Origin of the sequence: Micromonospora echinospora (genome assembly GCF_014203425.1) — a bacterium.
In the GTDB taxonomy this organism is placed as follows: domain Bacteria; phylum Actinomycetota; class Actinomycetes; order Mycobacteriales; family Micromonosporaceae; genus Micromonospora; species Micromonospora echinospora_A.
Map to the genome: position 1 here is coordinate 5,869,242 of NZ_JACHJC010000001.1, position 15,177 is coordinate 5,884,418.

Annotated in this window: 10 protein-coding genes; 3 read left to right on the plus strand and 7 right to left on the minus strand. The window is 75.0% G+C overall.

The window, feature by feature from the left end; translation table 11 throughout:
• Positions 1-9: 9 nt before the first annotated feature.
• Positions 10-2,934, minus strand: coding sequence for an ATP-binding protein (locus FHU28_RS26200; protein WP_311773655.1), 2,925 nt, complete (start codon positions 2,932-2,934; stop codon positions 10-12).
• A gap of 113 nt (positions 2,935-3,047) precedes the next feature.
• Positions 3,048-3,218 (minus strand): hypothetical protein, encoded by a 171-nt coding sequence (locus FHU28_RS26205; RefSeq protein ID WP_174537813.1) that lies wholly within the window; start codon positions 3,216-3,218, stop codon positions 3,048-3,050.
• A gap of 215 nt (positions 3,219-3,433) precedes the next feature.
• Here FHU28_RS26205 and FHU28_RS26210 point away from each other — a divergent pair, with 215 nt between their 5' ends.
• Complete coding sequence (locus tag FHU28_RS26210) at positions 3,434-4,123, plus strand: DUF4191 domain-containing protein (protein ID WP_184687024.1); 690 nt, start codon at positions 3,434-3,436, stop codon at positions 4,121-4,123.
• Between the two features lie 60 nt (positions 4,124-4,183).
• Here the strand turns inward: FHU28_RS26210 and FHU28_RS26215 are convergent, their stop codons facing one another.
• A complete protein-coding gene (locus FHU28_RS26215; RefSeq protein ID WP_376700831.1) occupies positions 4,184-4,585 on the minus strand; it encodes an RDD family protein in 402 nt (133 codons plus the stop codon).
• A gap of 184 nt (positions 4,586-4,769) precedes the next feature.
• On the opposite strand from FHU28_RS26215, the gene glnA reads away from it, so the two are divergent.
• Positions 4,770-6,194, plus strand: a complete 1,425-nt coding sequence (glnA, locus tag FHU28_RS26220; RefSeq protein WP_184687026.1) for a type I glutamate--ammonia ligase — start codon at positions 4,770-4,772, stop codon at positions 6,192-6,194.
• Positions 6,195-6,252: 58 nt separating this feature from the next.
• Here the strand turns inward: glnA and mptB (FHU28_RS26225) are convergent, their stop codons facing one another.
• Positions 6,253-7,740 (minus strand): polyprenol phosphomannose-dependent alpha 1,6 mannosyltransferase MptB, encoded by a 1,488-nt coding sequence (mptB, locus tag FHU28_RS26225; RefSeq protein ID WP_184687028.1) that lies wholly within the window; start codon positions 7,738-7,740, stop codon positions 6,253-6,255.
• Between the two features lie 11 nt (positions 7,741-7,751).
• Positions 7,752-9,164 carry a polyprenol phosphomannose-dependent alpha 1,6 mannosyltransferase MptB gene (gene mptB / locus FHU28_RS26230; RefSeq protein WP_184687030.1) on the minus strand — a complete coding sequence of 471 codons (1,413 nt, stop codon included), beginning with the start codon at positions 9,162-9,164 and terminating at the stop codon, positions 7,752-7,754.
• Positions 9,165-9,200: 36 nt separating this feature from the next.
• Here mptB (FHU28_RS26230) and FHU28_RS26235 point away from each other — a divergent pair, with 36 nt between their 5' ends.
• Positions 9,201-10,958 (plus strand): hypothetical protein, encoded by a 1,758-nt coding sequence (locus FHU28_RS26235; RefSeq protein ID WP_184687032.1) that lies wholly within the window; start codon positions 9,201-9,203, stop codon positions 10,956-10,958.
• A 403-nt stretch (positions 10,959-11,361) separates the two neighbouring features.
• Here the strand turns inward: FHU28_RS26235 and FHU28_RS26240 are convergent, their stop codons facing one another.
• Positions 11,362-14,385, minus strand: coding sequence for a bifunctional [glutamine synthetase] adenylyltransferase/[glutamine synthetase]-adenylyl-L-tyrosine phosphorylase (locus tag FHU28_RS26240; RefSeq protein ID WP_184687034.1), 3,024 nt, complete (start codon positions 14,383-14,385; stop codon positions 11,362-11,364).
• Positions 14,386-14,387: 2 nt separating this feature from the next.
• Positions 14,388-15,155 carry a type 1 glutamine amidotransferase gene (locus FHU28_RS26245; RefSeq protein WP_184687036.1) on the minus strand — a complete coding sequence of 256 codons (768 nt, stop codon included), beginning with the start codon at positions 15,153-15,155 and terminating at the stop codon, positions 14,388-14,390.
• Positions 15,156-15,177: the final 22 nt, after the last annotated feature.

Consider the following 15,177-nt stretch of genomic DNA (forward strand, 5'->3'; position numbering starts at 1 on the left):
CGCGACGCGCTACCGGGCGCGGCGCTGCGCCGGGGCGGGTGGCGGTACGTCGAGCAGGCCGAGGCGGTGGGCCAGCGCGGCTGCCTCCACCCGGTTGGTCACGTCGAGCTTGGCGATGATCCGGGACACGTGCACGCTCGCCGTCTTCGGCGAGATGAACAGCCGCTCGGCGATGCGGCTGTTGCTGTGCCCCTCGGCGACCAGCCGCAGCACCTCCCGTTCCCGGCTGGTCAGCAGGTCCGGCCCGGGTCGCCCGGTGCCGCGCAGCCCGACCCGGCGGGCCAGCGTCGCCGCCTGCTCGCCCAGCGGGGTCGCGCCCAGCCGGGCGGCCACCTCGACGGTCTCCCGTACCGCTGCGGCCACCTCGTCCCGCTCGCCCGCCGCCGCGGCCGCCTCGGCCAGCCCGAGCAGCGCCCGGCCCAGCGGGTACGGCTGCCCGGCCGTCCGCCACGCCGCCACCGCCGCCCGCCAATCGGCGAGCGCCCCGGCGGGACCGGTGGACGCGAGCCCGGCCAGGACGGCGGCGACGTCGGCCGCGTACGCCTGCTCGGCCGGGTGCCGGGCGGGCAGCGCGGCGGCCGTCGTGGACACGTCGGCGGCAAGCGTCGCGTCACCGGTCAACGCGGCGGTACGCGCCACCGCGCTGAGCACCGGCCAGCCCTCGCGCGGCAGGTCGGCCAGGTGCGGATCGGCCAGGGCGGCGCGCGCCGCGCGTACCGCTTCCAGCTTGTCGTCGGCGGCGAGCGCGGCCTCGACGCGCAGCTCGTGCAGCGGCAGCCGGTGGTTCGGCCACAGGTAGGGGCGGCTGAGGAACGCCAGCGCCCGCCCGACGACCTCGTCGGCGGCGGGATGGGCGCGGGCCAGGTGGAGCCCGGCGCGCAGTTGCAGCCAGTGCAGCCCGGAGACGCCGGGCGGGTCGATGCGGGCCGCCTCGGCGCAGGTGCTGTCCGCCTCGTCCCAGCGGCCCAACGCGATCAGCGCCTCGGCCCGGTTCGACAGCAGGTACGCCCCGATCGAGCGGCTGATGCCGACCCGGCGCGCCTCGGTCACCCCGGCCGCGGCTGCCTGTTCGGACTCGTCGTAGCGGCCCAGCTCGTAGAGCACGTCGGAGAGGAAGACCAGCGCGCTGACCAGGGCCCACGAGTCACCTGCGGCGCGGGCCCGCGCCTCGACCCGGCGCAGCTCGGCCAGCCCGCGCTCCGGAGTGCCGTCGAGGCGGTGCAGCAGGGCGATCCGGGTGGGCAGCAGCACCAGGTCGGTGCCGACCTCGGACGCGCCGGCCGCCGCCTCGGCGGCGACCGAGGCGGCCTCGCGCGGGTCGACCTTCATCAGGTGCGACGCGATGTCGGCCAGCACGGCGAACCGTTCCGCGCCGTCGGGGGCGCCGGCCGCCAGCCGGTACGCCTCGCGCAGCTCGGCCGCGCCGTCGCTCTTGCCGAGCAGCGCGAACAGCCGGCCCCGGTGGTCGAGCAGGCGGGCGGCGCGCAGCGGCTCGGCATCGGGGTCGACCTCGGCCAGCGCGGCCCGGGTGAGCGTGAGCGCCCGGCTGAGGTCACCGGCGGTGACCGCCGCGGTGAGCGTCTCCTCCAGCACCCGCAGGTGGTCCATGTCGAGCCGGTCGGCGGCGTCGGGCACCTGCTCCCACAGTTCGAGGACGCGCTCCAGCAGCCGGCTCTGCTCGGCGTACGCGTACCGGTCGGCCGCCGCCTCGGCGGCGAGCCGGGCGGCGGTGAGCGCGCGCGGGTGGTCGTGCGCCGCGTACCAGTGGTGGGCGATCTCGGCCGGGGCGCGACCGGCGGCGACGAGGTGGGGTTGGGCCTCGATCGCGGCGGCGTACCGGGCGTGCAGCCGCGCGTGCTCGCCGGGCAGCAGGTCGTCGTGCACGGCCTCGCGGACCAGCGCGTGCCGGAACTCGTAGTCGCCGTCCGGGTCGGCCACCACGAGCTGCCCGGCGACGGCGGCGCGCAGCGCGTCCTCCAGCTCGGCCTCGGGCAGACCGGCCACCCCGGCGAGCAGCTGGTGGGCGAAGCGGGTGCCTCCGGCGGCGGCGATCCGCAGCACCCGCTGGGCCGGCTCGGGCAGCCGGTCGACGCGGGCCAGCAGCAGGTCGCGCAGCGTCTCCGGGATGGCGGCGCAGCCGACCGGGCCACCGGCGGCGGCCAGCTCCTCGATGAAGAACGGGTTGCCCTGGGTGCGTTCGTGCACGTCGTCCACGGTCCGGGCGTACTGCTCGATGCCGAGCAGGTCGGCGAGCACGGCGGCGGTGCCGTCACGGTCGAGGCGGCCCAGTTCGATCCGGTCCACGCCGCGGACCCGGTCGAGCTCGGCGAGGAACGGCCGTAGCGGGTGCCCGCGGTGCAGCTCGTCGGTGCGGTACGTGCAGACCACCAGCAGGCGGGTGGCGCGGGCGGCCCGCACCAGGAAACCGATCAGATCGCGGGTGGAGCGGTCGGCCCAGTGCAGGTCCTCGATCACCAGCACCAGCGGGCGTTCCTCGGCGATCCGCCGGAACAGGTCGGCGACCAGGTCGAACAGGTAGCCGCGCGGGGTGTCGGCGAGGGCCGGCCCGGCGGGCGCGGCGGCTGCGGCGGGCATCCGGGCCAGCTCCGGCAGCAGCCGGGCGAACTCCGCCTCGTAGCCGGCGAAGACGGCCGGCCCGTCGTGGCGCAGCACGTCGCGCAGCGCGGCCGCGAACGGGGCGAACGGCAGGCCGGCCTCGCCCAGCTCCAGGCACTGGCCGACCAGCAGCCGCGCCCCGGCCGTGTGGACGTGCGTGCCGAACTCCTCCAGCAGCCGGGTCTTGCCGACGCCGGCCTCGCCGCCCACGAGCACCGTCGTCGGGTCGCCGGACCGGGCCCGGGCCAGCGCGTCGCCGAGCACTGTCAGCTCGCGCCGGCGGCCGACGAGGACGGTGCTGGCGGAACGTACTGTCACGCCGTCGAGCATGCCACGGCCCCCCGACGGCCCGGCCTGGCCGATCGGGCGGTGGACGGCCGCCGGCCCGGCCGCCCCCGTGACGGCCGGACCGGCGACGGCCGCCGGTGCGGTCACCGGCGGGCGTCGGTGGTGCGGGCGTGGTGCTGCCGGCGGCTCAGCCAGCCGCGCGGGTGCCGGCGGGGCAGCGACCGGGCCAGCCGGTCCTGCGCCGCGTCGGCCTGCAGTTCGGAGGCGTGGCTGCGGTGGATGCTGAGAATGAACTCCGCGTCGTTGCCGAACATGTCGGATCTCCCTGTCGTGCGTCTGTCGTCCCTGTCGAGATCCACTTTTCGCGCGAAGGTGCCCCCGGCGCATGGGTACGCAGCCTGATCTTTCCCCCCGCCGCCTCCTTACCTGAGGGCCGGCAGGGGCCGGCGCGGCCGTAAGGTACTCAGCCCGCGCCGGAAGGGGCGGCCACGGATCAACGTGACGTGCGCCGACCACTAGACTCTGCGGCATGGCAAAGCCCCAGGAGAAGGTCTCGTTCGGCCAGCGGCTGAAGCAGATCGGGATGGTGTTCCGGTTCACCGCCAAGCAGGACAAGTGGTTCGCGCCGCTGACGGCGGCGGCGGTGCTGATCCCGCTCGCGCTCACCGTGGTCGCGGTGATCGCCTGGGGCTGGATCTGGCTGCCGATCGGCATCCTGCTGGCCATGCTGGCCGTGCTGATCGTGCTCAACCTCCGCTCGAACAAGGCGATGATGAACGCCGCCGAGGGGCAGCCGGGCGCGGCGGCGCAGATCATGGAGAGCATGCGCGGCGACTGGCGGGTCACCCCGGCGGTCAGCTCCACCACCCAGATGGACATGGTGCACCTGGTGGTGGGCCGGCAGGGCGTGATCCTGCTGGCCGAGGGGCACCCGCAGCGCGTGCGTGGCCTGCTCGGCCAGGAGAAGCGCCGGCTGGCGAAGGTGATCGGCACGGCTCCGCTGCACGACTACGTGATCGGGCAGGGCGAGGGTGAGCTGCCGGTCCGCAAGCTGCGGATGACGCTGATGCGGCTGCCCCGCGCCCTGTCCCCGAAGGACGTCAACGCCCTCGACAAGCGGCTCAAGGCGCTGACGGCGCGGCCGCAGATGCCCAAGGGCGCGGTCCCGAAGAACATGCGGCCGCCGCGCGGCGCGTTCCGGCAGACCCGGGGTCGCTGACCTCCGGCGTACGCGAAAAGGAGCCGGTCCCGTGCGGGGCCGGCTCCTTTCTCGTGCGGGTCAGCGGCGCGGGGCGTCGGTGACGACGGAGCCGGCGAGCCGGTCGTGCAGGCCGCGCCGGTGCTCGTCCATGAGCAGGGCCGGCACGACGAGGGCCAACAGGAGTCCGCGCAGCAGCCCGCGGAGCAGCCCGATCCGGCCGCCGTCGGCCCAGGCGACGCAGCGCAGCCGGGTCAGGTACATGCCGGGGGTCTGGGCGAACAGGCCGATGAAGAAGCCGTACTCCAGGATCAGCACCAGGACCGGCGGCCAGCCGTCGCGGACCGGGTCGGAGAAGGCCCGGGCGACCATCAGGCACAGCACCCAGTCGATGATCAGGGCGCCGAAGCGGCGGCCGAGGCTGGGCGGGGTGAAGTTGGCGTCGGCCGCGGGCGGCACCGGTGTGGCGGCGGTATCGGTCACAGCGGCCAGGGTAGCGCCGCCGCCACCCCTGACGAAAAATCCGACATTCGGCACCAGAGGCGTGCTGGGATGACGCTCCGCAAGCGACGTAACACGGCGGAAACAGACGAGACACGGCAGGGCAACCCCCCGGCCATAGCGTCGCCAGTAGTTAGCTACCGGAGTGAACCTGCCAGGAGGACGTGTGTTCGCCAATTCCGAGGAACTCCTGCGATACCTCGCCAATGAGGACGTGAAGTTCGTCGACGTACGTTTCTGTGACCTGCCCGGCGTGATGCAGCACTTCAACCTGCCGGTCGAGTCGTTCGACGACAGCGTGTTCACCGACGGCCTCGCCTTCGACGGCTCCTCGATCCGCGGGTTCCAGGCCATCCACGAGTCCGACATGCTCCTGCTGCCGGACGTCGCCACCGCCTTCATCGACCCGTTCCGGGCCCAGAAGACCCTCGCGCTGAACTTCTTCATCCACGACCCGTTCACCCGCGAGGCCTACTCCCGCGACCCCCGCAACGTCGCCAAGAAGGCCGAGGCCTACCTCGCCGCCAGCGGCATCGCCGACACCGCCTACTTCGGCGCCGAGGCGGAGTTCTACATCTTCGACTCCATCCGCCACGAAACCTCGGCGCACCAGTCGTTCTACTACATCGACTCGATCGAAGGCGCCTGGAACAGCGGCCGCATCGAAGAGGGCGGCAACCGCGGCTACAAGACCGCGTACAAGGGCGGCTACTTCCCGGTGCCGCCGGTCGACCACTACGCCGACCTGCGCGACCGGATCGTGCGGCGCCTCGTCGACGGTGGCTTCACCGTCGAGCGCTCGCACCACGAGGTGGGCACCGCCGGCCAGTCGGAGATCAACTACAAGTTCTCCACGCTGCTGCACGCTGCCGACCAGCTCCAGATGTTCAAGTACATCGTCAAGAACGAGACCTGGGCCGCCGGCAAGACCGCGACGTTCATGCCCAAGCCGCTGTTCGGTGACAACGGCTCCGGCATGCACACCCACCAGAGCCTCTGGCGCGGCGGCGAACCCCTGTTCTACGACGAGACCGGCTACGCCGGCCTGTCCGACACCGCCCGCTGGTACATCGGCGGCCTCCTGCACCACGCCCCGTCACTGCTGGCCTTCACCAACCCGACGATCAACTCCTACCGTCGTCTGGTGCCGGGCTTCGAGGCGCCGGTGAACCTGGTCTACTCGCAGCGCAACCGCTCCGCGTGCACCCGCATCCCGGTCACCGGCAGCAACCCGAAGGCCAAGCGCGTCGAGTTCCGGGTGCCGGACCCGTCGAGCAACCCGTACCTGGCGTTCTCGGCCATGATGATGGCCGGCCTGGACGGCATCAAGAGCAAGATCGAGCCGCCGGCGCCGATCGACAAGGACCTCTACGACCTCCCGCCGGAGGAGTGGGGCGACGTCAAGCAGGTCCCGGGCTCGCTGCCGGAGGTGCTCGACGCGCTCGAGGCCGACCACGACTACCTGCTCGACGGCGGCGTGTTCACGCCGGACCTGATCTCCACCTGGGTCGACTGGAAGCGGGCCAACGAGGTCGACCCGGTGCGTCTGCGCCCGACCCCGCACGAGTTCGCCATGTACTTCGACTGCTGAGCACGCTCGTCAGCACCGGCCGGGCCGGCTCCGCGATCGCGGAGCCGGCCCGGCCGTTTCACGCGGCTCGGCGGCGCAGCGCGGCCCGGACGCCGGTCACCGCGACGACCACCACCAGCACCGTCATCAGCACCGCGCCGGGCGCTTTGGTGAACCGGGCCAGGTTGGTCCCGTCGGGCAGGGTGAGCAGCGAGACCACCGCGCAGGGGGCCACGAACCAGACCTCCCGGGCCAGCGGCACCGCCGCGACCGCGAGCAGGGTCAGCGGCCAGATCGCGTACCAGGGGTGGAAGACCGGCGCGAGCAACACCGTGGCGGCCAGCGCCAGCCCCGCGCCGAGCAGCGCCACCCGGGGCCGGGCCAGCGTCAGCCGGGCGACCCGCTGCCGGGCGTCGTTGAGCCGTCGCAGCGTCGTCCACGCCCGCCACCAGAGCGCCACCAGCGCTCCGGCCAGCAGCGCCAGCGCGACCGTCCGGGCCACCGGCACCGCCGCCTGCGGCCGCCCGGCCAGCTCACCGGCGTAGTCGATGACGAAGCCGACAGCCGTCGGCGGTGAGGTCCACTGCTGCGAGTCGCCGCTGTGGCCGAGTCCTCCGATCCAGCCCAGCCCGAGGCCGGTGGCGAGCGAGACGACCAGCAGCGTGCCGAGCACCGACGCGGCCAGTTGCCCGCCGTCGCGCAGCAGCGCCCGCCAGGTGTAGCGGCCGAGCACGGCGGCGAGCGCCGCGAACGGCAGCGCCACCACCGCCATCGCCTTCACCGCCACGGCCAGGCCCAGCAGCACCCCGGCCACCAGCAGCGCGCGCGGCTTGCCGGGCCGGCGGACCAGCACCAGCAGGCCGAGCAGGAGCAGTCCGAGCGCGAGCGCGTCGTTGTGCGCACCGGCCACCAGGTGGATCCCGACCAGCGGGCAGGCGAGCACCAGCCACGCGGCCCGGCGGGTGGGCACCCCGGCCGCCCGGGCCAGGCCGGGCAGGCAGAGCGCGGTCAGCAGCACCCCGGCCACCGCGACCAGCCGCAGCAGCACCACCGTCCCGATCAGGCCGCCTCCGGCGAGCACGGCGAGCCCGGCCAGCAGCACGAAGAACGGCCCGTACGGCGCCGGGGTGTCCCGCCAGATCGACGACACCGAGTCGGTCCACGGGCAGCCGGCCGCCGCGACCCCCACCCGGTACGGGCTGAGCCCTTGCGTCCACGTCCAGCCCTGGCAGGCGTACGAATAGACGTCGCGGCTGCCGAGCGGCGGCGCGGCGAGCAGCGGCAGCGACCAGAGCCCGGCGGTCAGGTACGCCCACCGGCCGGACGGCGCGCCCCACCGCAGCGACCACCAGGCGCCGACCAGCAGCAGCGTCCCGGCCAGCCAGCAGCCGAGCGTCAGCGGCCCGTTCGGGGCCGCCCAGATCGCGGCGAGCGTGCTGCGCGGGGGCGGACCGGGCAGCGCGCCACCGAGCCACCCGGCGGCGGTGAGCAGCACCGCCCCGGCGAGACCGGCGTAGCGGGCGACGGCGGCGGCGATCGGCCGGACCGGTCCGTCGACCTCGCTCACCGGCACACTCCTCAGTCCGCGGGAACCGGCTGCCGGCCCTTGCGAGCCGACCGTACCAACCACACGACCACCCCGATCACGAACAGCGTCATCAGCGGCGCACCGGGCATCTTGCTGAACCGGGCCAGCCCGGTGCCGTCGGCGAGCACCAGGAACGACGACACCACAGTGACGATCGAGAACCAGAGCGTGCGGTGCGCGGTCGCGGCGAGCACCGCCAGCGGCCACAGCCAGTACCAGGGGTGGAACAGCGGGGATAGCGCGACGGTGGCGGTGAGCGCCAGCGCGGCGTGCCAGAACGGCTCACCGCGACGGAACGACCGGAACCAGAGCCAGATCAGCACCCCGATCAGCGCGACCATGCCGATCGCCCGGGTCACCGGCAGCGCGTCGACGTGCACCCCGAACGGCACCAGCAGATAGCCGACGGTCTGCCCCACCGCCGTCGGCGGCGACGTCCAGGCCACCACCAGACTGCCCTGCTCCAGCCCGCTGATGAAGCCAAGACCCAGACCGGAGACGACAGTCACCCCGGCCAGCGCCACGAGCGACCCGCCGACCACCCACCCGCCGTCGCGGACCAGCGACCTGATCCGGTACGCCCCGACGATGGCGGCGAGCGCGGCGAACGGCATCACGACCAGCGCGGTGACCTTGACGGCGGCGGCGAGTCCGAGCAGCGCCCCACCGGCGAGCAACGGCCAGGGCCGCCCCTGCCGGGCCGCCACCACCGCCAGCCCGGCCACGAGCAGGCCGATCATCAGCGCGTCGTTGTGCGCGCCGGATATCAGGTGCACCGGCACCAGCGGGCTGGCCAACGCCAGCCACAGCGCCCGCCGCGGCGGCACCCCGCAGCGGCGGGCCAGCACCGGCAGGGCCCACGCGGTGAGCGCCACCCCGGCCACGGCGAGCAGCCGGAACAGCGCGACCGCGCCGAGCAGCGAGCCGGTGGCCTCCACCACCGCGCCGGCGAGTAGCACGAACAGCGGCCCGTACGGCGCCGGGGTGTCCCGCCAGATGTAGGAGATGGTGTCCAGCCAGGGGCAGGGCAGCGATGACACGCCCTGCTCGTAGGGGTTGATCCCGGCCGAGAAACTGGCGCCCTGGCAGGCGTACGCGTACACGTCCCGGCTGCCCAGCGGCGGCGCGACCAACATCGGCAGCAGCCACAGCGCGACGGTCACCAGCACCCAGCGCGACGACGGCACCCGGTCCCGCAGCGACCACCAGGCCCACGCCAGCAGCCCGGTGCCGACCAGCCACAACCCGATGGTCAGCGGCCCGTTCGGGCCCTGCCAGATGCCGACCGGAGTGGGACGCAACTCGCCGTCGGGCAGGGCGCCGCCGAGGAACGCGGCCACGGCGAGCAGCACCGAACCCGCCAGGCCGATCCAACGCGAGAGGTGGTGAGACACGCCCGACATGCTGCCAGTACGGTGGTTCGCGATCAGGAGGTGGGCATGCGGGGCGGTCGGGTGGTGGCGGTGTCCGCCGCGTCGGCGCTCGTCCTGGCCGTGCTGTACCTCACCCTGCCGGTCACCGGCTCGGACCTGTCCGCCCAGGTCGCCCGCGCCGACTTCTTCGCCGCGCACCCCTCCGCCCTGGTCGACCTGCGCTGGTACGGCGGCGTGCACCCATGGGGCTACAGCCTGGTCTCGCCGCCACTGATGGCGCTGCTCGGCGTACGCGTCACCGGCGCGCTCGCGCTGCTCGCCTCCGCCACCGCGTTCGCGGCCCTGCTGGTGCGTACCCGGATGCCCCGCCCGCTGCTGGGCAGCCTGGTCGGCGTGCTGACGATCGCCGGCAACCTGGTGTCCGGCCGGGTCACCTACGCCCTCGGCGTCGCGTTCGGCCTGGCCGCGCTGCTCGCGCTCACAGCACCCGCCCGCCGCGCTGCCGCCGGTGCCAGTGCCGACCCGGCCGGTGCTGGGGGTGGCGGCAGCAGCGTCTGGGCGGCCGCCGCCGTTGTCGCCGCGCTGCTCGCCTCAGCGGCCAGCCCGGTGGCCGGGCTGTTCGTCGGGCTCGTCGGCGTCGCGCTGCTGCTGACCCGCCGTTACGCCGATGGCCTGCTGCTCGCCGTACCCGCGGCCGGGCCGCTCGCCGTGACCGGGCTGCTGTTCGGCGAGGGCGGCTGGATGAACATCAGCCGCACCGACACCGTGCACGCCGTGGTGACGAGCCTGCTGGTCGCGGCGCTCGTGGCGTACCGGCCGGTGCGGGTGGGCGCGCTGCTGTCCGCGGCCGGGGTGCTGGCGTCGGCGTTGCTGCCCACCCCGGTCGGGCTGAACGCCACCCGCCTGGTGGTGATGTTCGCGCTGCCGCTGCTGGCCGCCGCAGCGACGCCACCCGCATGGCTCACCGCGAGCCGCCTCGGCGGTCGACTCGGCGCGGCTCGACTCGGGGCGGGCCGGGGTGGCGTGGGCCCGGACAGCGCGGACCGGGGCGGAGTGGACCCGGACAGCGAGGGCCGTTCCGACAGCGGCCCGGCTGGCACGGGCCGACTCGGCGAGGGTCGGTCCCGCCGGGCGGTCGGCGCGGCCGGGCTGGCGGCCCTGCTCGCCGTCGTCTGCTGGTGGCAGCCGCCGGTGGTCACCGCCGACCTGCGCAGCGCCGACGATCCGACGGCAGACCCGGCGTACTTCGCTCCGCTGCGCGCGGAACTGGCCCGGCGCGGGCTCACCGGGCGGGTGGAGGTGCCGCCGACCCGCAACTACTGGGAGGCCGCTCGCATGGGCGAGGTGCCGCTGGCCCGGGGCTGGCTGCGTCAGGCCGACATCGACCGCAACCCGCTGTTCTTCACCACTGTGCCCGGCGCGGACGGCACCGGCATTCCGCTGACGCCCGTCACCTACCGGGACTGGCTGGCCGACAACGCGGTGCAGTACGTGGCAGTGCCCGACGCCGAGTTCTCCTGGGTGGGGCGGTCCGAGGCGAAGCTGGTGGAGTTGGGTCAGCCGTACCTGACCGAGGTCTGGTCGGACCGGCACTGGAAGCTGTACGCGGTCGCCGACCCCACCCCGCTGGTCGGCGCGCCGGGCGAACTGGTCCGCCAGGACGGCGCCTCGATCACGTTCCGCACCCCCGCCGCCGGCCCCATCCCGATCCGGGTACGCCACGACCGCTGGCTGACCGCCTCGGACGGCGCCACGGTAACCCGGGACGGCGAGTGGACCACCGTGACGGTCCCCCGAGCGGGCACCTACACCCTCACAAGCTGACCCCGGCTAGAGATCTTGGTACGAAATGGCCCCCATAGGGGCCCCATAGGGGCCGTTCTCTACCAAGATCTCTCGGCACTCCCGGGATGCGGAACGCAAGTCTCGTGTTTCGGGACCAGCGTCAGCAGCGGGAAGCGAGGGCGGTCACCGAGGCCCCACCACGCCGCGGCACCGGGCTGGACCGCCTCGCTCTGTGACCGCCTCCCCGCCGCCGACGACAGACGGCGCAGCTAGGGCCGCAAGTGCAAGATCGACGCCGAGGGCCGGGCGGGGGGCAAGGCCGAGGGTCGGGCGGCGGGGCAAGGCCGCGGGCCGGGCAGGGGCAAGACCGAGGGCCGAGCCGGGCGAGGGCAGGGCGGGGGCGGGCAGGCCGGGCAGCCAAGAGGCGTGGGCGGGGCAGGGTCTAGAGGGGTGACTCCAGGATGCGCTGGACGACGGTGCGGGAGTGGCGGCCGGTGCGCAGGTACTCGTCGAGGAACTCGCCCTGGTCCTCGCGCCCCAGCAGCCGCACCACCCCGGCCAGCTCCACCCCGTGCCGGGGCAGCTGGTCACCGGCCCGGCCGCGTACCAGCATCAGCGCGTCGCGCACCTCGGCGGCGAGCGTCCAGCCGGCGGCCAGCTCGGCCGCGTCGGTGGCGTCGAGCAGGCCGGCGTCGCGGGCGGCGGTCAGCGCGTCGAGCGTACGGGTGCCGCGCAGCTCGGGCATCCGGCCGGCGTACCGGAGCTGGAGCAGCTGCACGGCCCACTCGACGTCGGCGAGCCCGCCCCGGCCCAGCTTGGTGTGCGTGGCCGGGTCGGCGCCCCGGGGCAGCCGCTCGGTCTCGACCCGCGCCTTGATCCGGCGGATCTCGATGACCTGCTCGCGGGTCAGCCCGTCGGCCGGGTAGCGCACCGGCTCGATCATCGCCTCGAACTCGGCGCCCAGGTCGGCGTCGCCGCAGACGAACCGGGCCCGCAGCAGCGCCTGCGCCTCCCACACCCGCGACCAGCGCGCGTAGTACTGCGCGTACGCGGCGAGGCTGCGGACCAGCGGGCCCTGCCGCCCTTCGGGGCGCAGGTCGGCGTCGACGCCGAGCGGCGGGTCGGGAGCGGGCGCGGACAGCAGCCGGCGCAGTTCCTCGGCGACGGCGTGCGCCGCCGCGCTCGCGGTGCTCTCGTCCACGCCGGGCGGCGGGTCGTAGACGAACAGCACGTCGGCGTCGGAAAGGTAGTTGGACTCGTACCCGCCGAGCCGGCCCATGCCGATCACCGCGAAGCGCAGCCCGGGCGGTCCGGGGTGGACGGTACGGGCGGCGCGCAGCGCGGCGGCGAGCGTGGCATCGGCGACGTGGGACAGCGCGGTGCCCACTGCCGTCACGTCCACCACTGTGGGCCGGCGTTCCCCGCCGCCGACCGGGCGGGGGGTGAGCGGGGCGAGCGAGCCGGCGCGGCTGAGCACGTCGGCGGCGGCGATCCGGACCAGCTCCCGGCGGCGCAGGGCGCGGACCGCCCGGATCGCCTCGACCGGGTCGTCGTGCCGGGCGGCGGCCGCGGCGAACCCGTCGACGAGCGTCTCGCGCGGGCGCGGGGTCAGTTCGCTGTCCTCGGCGAGCAGCCGCAGCGCCTCCGGCTCGCGGGACAGCATGTCGGCCGCGTACCGGGACGAGGAGAGCACCCGGGCCAGGCGGCGCGCGACAGGGCCGGAGTCGCGCAGCAGGCGCAGGTACCACGGGGTGCTGCCGAGCTTGTCGGACACCTGCCGGTAGTTGAGCAGCCCGCGGTCCGGCTCGGGGGCGTCGGCGAACTCGTCGAGCAGCACCGGCAGCAGCGTGCGCTGGATCGCGGCGGTACGGCTGACCCCGCCGGTGAGCGCCTGGAGGTGCCGCAGCGCGCCGGCCGGGTCGGCGAAGCCGAGCACCTCCAGCCGGTGCCGGGCCGCCTCGGGCGTGAGGCGCAGCCCTTCGGCCGGCACCCTGGCCACGGATTCCAGCAGCGGCCGGTAGAGCAGTTTGGCGTGCAGCCGGCGTACCTCGGTGGCGTGGGTGACCCACTCGGCGCGGAACTCCTCGACGGCGCTGCGGCCCGGCGTGGCCGCGTAGCCGAGCGCGGCGGCGAGCCAGCGCAGCGCGGCCGGCTCGGTCGGCACGGTGTGGGTGCGGCGCAGCGCCTGGAGCTGGAGCCGGTGCTCGATGGCACGCAGGAAGCGGTAGCCGCGCAGTAGCGCCTCCCCGTCGGCGCGCCCGACGTATCCGCCGGCGACGAGCGCGCGCAGCGCCGGCACGGTGCCCGGCACCCGCAGCGACTCGTCGCCGCGGCCGTGCACGAGCTGCAGCAGCTGGACGGCGAACTCGATGTCGCGCAGCCCGCCCGGACCGCGCTTGATCTCGCGTTCCAGCTCCTTCGGCGGCACGTTGTCGAGGATCTTGCGGCGCATGGACCGGACGTCCTCGACCGCCTCGGGGCGCTCGGCGGCGGTCCACACGAGCGGGGCCAGCGCCTCGATCCACTCCCGGGCCAGCTCCAGGTCGCCGGCGGCCGGGCGGGCCTTGAGCAGCGCCTGGAACTCCCACGTGCGGGCCCAGCGCTTGTAGTAGGCGAGGTGGCTGGCGAGCGTGCGGACCAGCGGCCCCCGGTTGCCCTCAGGTCGCAGCGCCGCGTCGACCGGCCAGGCCACCAGGCCGCAGATCTGGATCAGCCGGGTGGCGACCTGGGTGGCGGCGGGCAGGTCGTCGTCGGTCGCGGAGACGAAGATGACGTCGACGTCGGAGACGTAGTTCAGCTCGTCGCCGCCGCACTTGCCCATCGCCACCACTGCGAGGCGAGGGCGCGGCGTGCCCTCGGGCAGCTCGGCGGCGGCGATGTCGTAGGCGGCGGCCAGCGTGGCGTCGGCCAGCCCGGACAGCGCCGCCATGGTCTGCTCCAGGCCGCGCCCGCCGGTCAGGTCGGCCGCCGCGATCCGCAGCAGCGCGAGACGGTACGCCTGCCGCAGCAGCGGGACGGCGCCGGTGAGAGTGGTGAGCCGGGCGGCCACGCTCAGGTCGAGCCGGCCGTCCGCGGTGGGGGCGAGCCCGTCCGGCTCGGTGGCCAGCACGGCCCACTGCCCCGGGTTGGCCACCAGGTGGTCGCCGAGCGCGGAGGAGGCGCCGAGCACCGCGATCAGCCGGCGGCGCAGCCCGGGGTCGGCGGCCAGCGCGTCGCGTACGGCCACCTCGTCGCCGGAGCGCCGCTCGGATTCGACCATCCGGTGCAACTGACGCAGGGCCAGGTCCGGGTCGGCGGCGCGGGACAGCGCGGCGAGCAGCTCGGCGGCGCGTTCGTCGGCCGGCTCCTGCGTGTCGGGCCGCCACAGGGCGAGCCCGTCCGGGCCGAGCAGGTCGGCGGCGCGCGTCACGCCGTCACCCTCGGCGAATCCGTAGCGGGCCAGGCGCCCGCGGGCCGGCCGGGTCACCCTCAGGCCCCGAGCAGCGGCAGGCTGCGGCGCGGGTTGTCGTCGCCGAGCTCGCCGAGCGCGAGCGCGGCGAACCGGATCGCGAACGGCTGCCACGCTTCCTCGACGTCGGCCATCACCCGGTCGCAGGCGGCCACCACCAGCTCCGGGTCGTAGTCCAGCTCGGCCAGCACCGCCGAGTCGCGGGACCACTCGGCGATCATCGCGGTGTCGCACTCGATGTGGAACTGCAGGCCCCAGGCCCGGTCGCCGAGGCGGAACGCCTGATGCGGGTAGCGGGTGGACGCGGCCAGCAGCGTCGCGCCGTGTGGCAGTTCGGTGATCTCGTCGGCGTGCCACTGGAGCACGTCGGGCATCAGCGGCACGTACCGGAACAGCGGATCGTCCTCGGCGGCGTCGCGCCGGCCCACCAGCGCCGGGCCGATCTCCGGCCCGGACGGGCTGCGCTCGACCAGGCCGGCGTGCGCGGTGGCGAGCAGTTGCGCGCCGAGGCAGATCGCGAGCGTGGGCACCCGCTGGCGGACCGCCTTGCGCAGCAGCCCTTCCACCGCCGGGAACCAGGGCGCGCCGGGGGCGCCGTCGGGCCCCGGGTACGCCTGCTGGTCGCCGCCGAGCACCACCAGGGCGGCGTACCCCTCCAGGTCGGCGGGGAGCGCGTCACCGGCGTGCGGACGCAGGACGCGCAGCTCCAGGCCCCCTTCGGTGAGCCACTCCCCCAGGCGGCGGAGGTCGTCGGTCGGGTCGTTCTCGATCACCAGCGCGGTCGCCACGACGTCGAGGCTAACCGGTGCG

Coding starts and splice junctions, on each gene's coding strand:
- FHU28_RS26210 (WP_184687024.1), top strand. CDS start 3,434: ATGGCAAAGCCCCAGGAGAAGGTCTCGTTCGGCCAGCGGCTGAAGCAG.
- FHU28_RS26235 (WP_184687032.1), top strand. CDS start 9,201: ATGCGGGGCGGTCGGGTGGTGGCGGTGTCCGCCGCGTCGGCGCTCGTC.
- mptB (WP_184687030.1), bottom strand. CDS start 9,164: ATGTCGGGCGTGTCTCACCACCTCTCGCGTTGGATCGGCCTGGCGGGT.
- FHU28_RS26205 (WP_174537813.1), bottom strand. CDS start 3,218: ATGTTCGGCAACGACGCGGAGTTCATTCTCAGCATCCACCGCAGCCAC.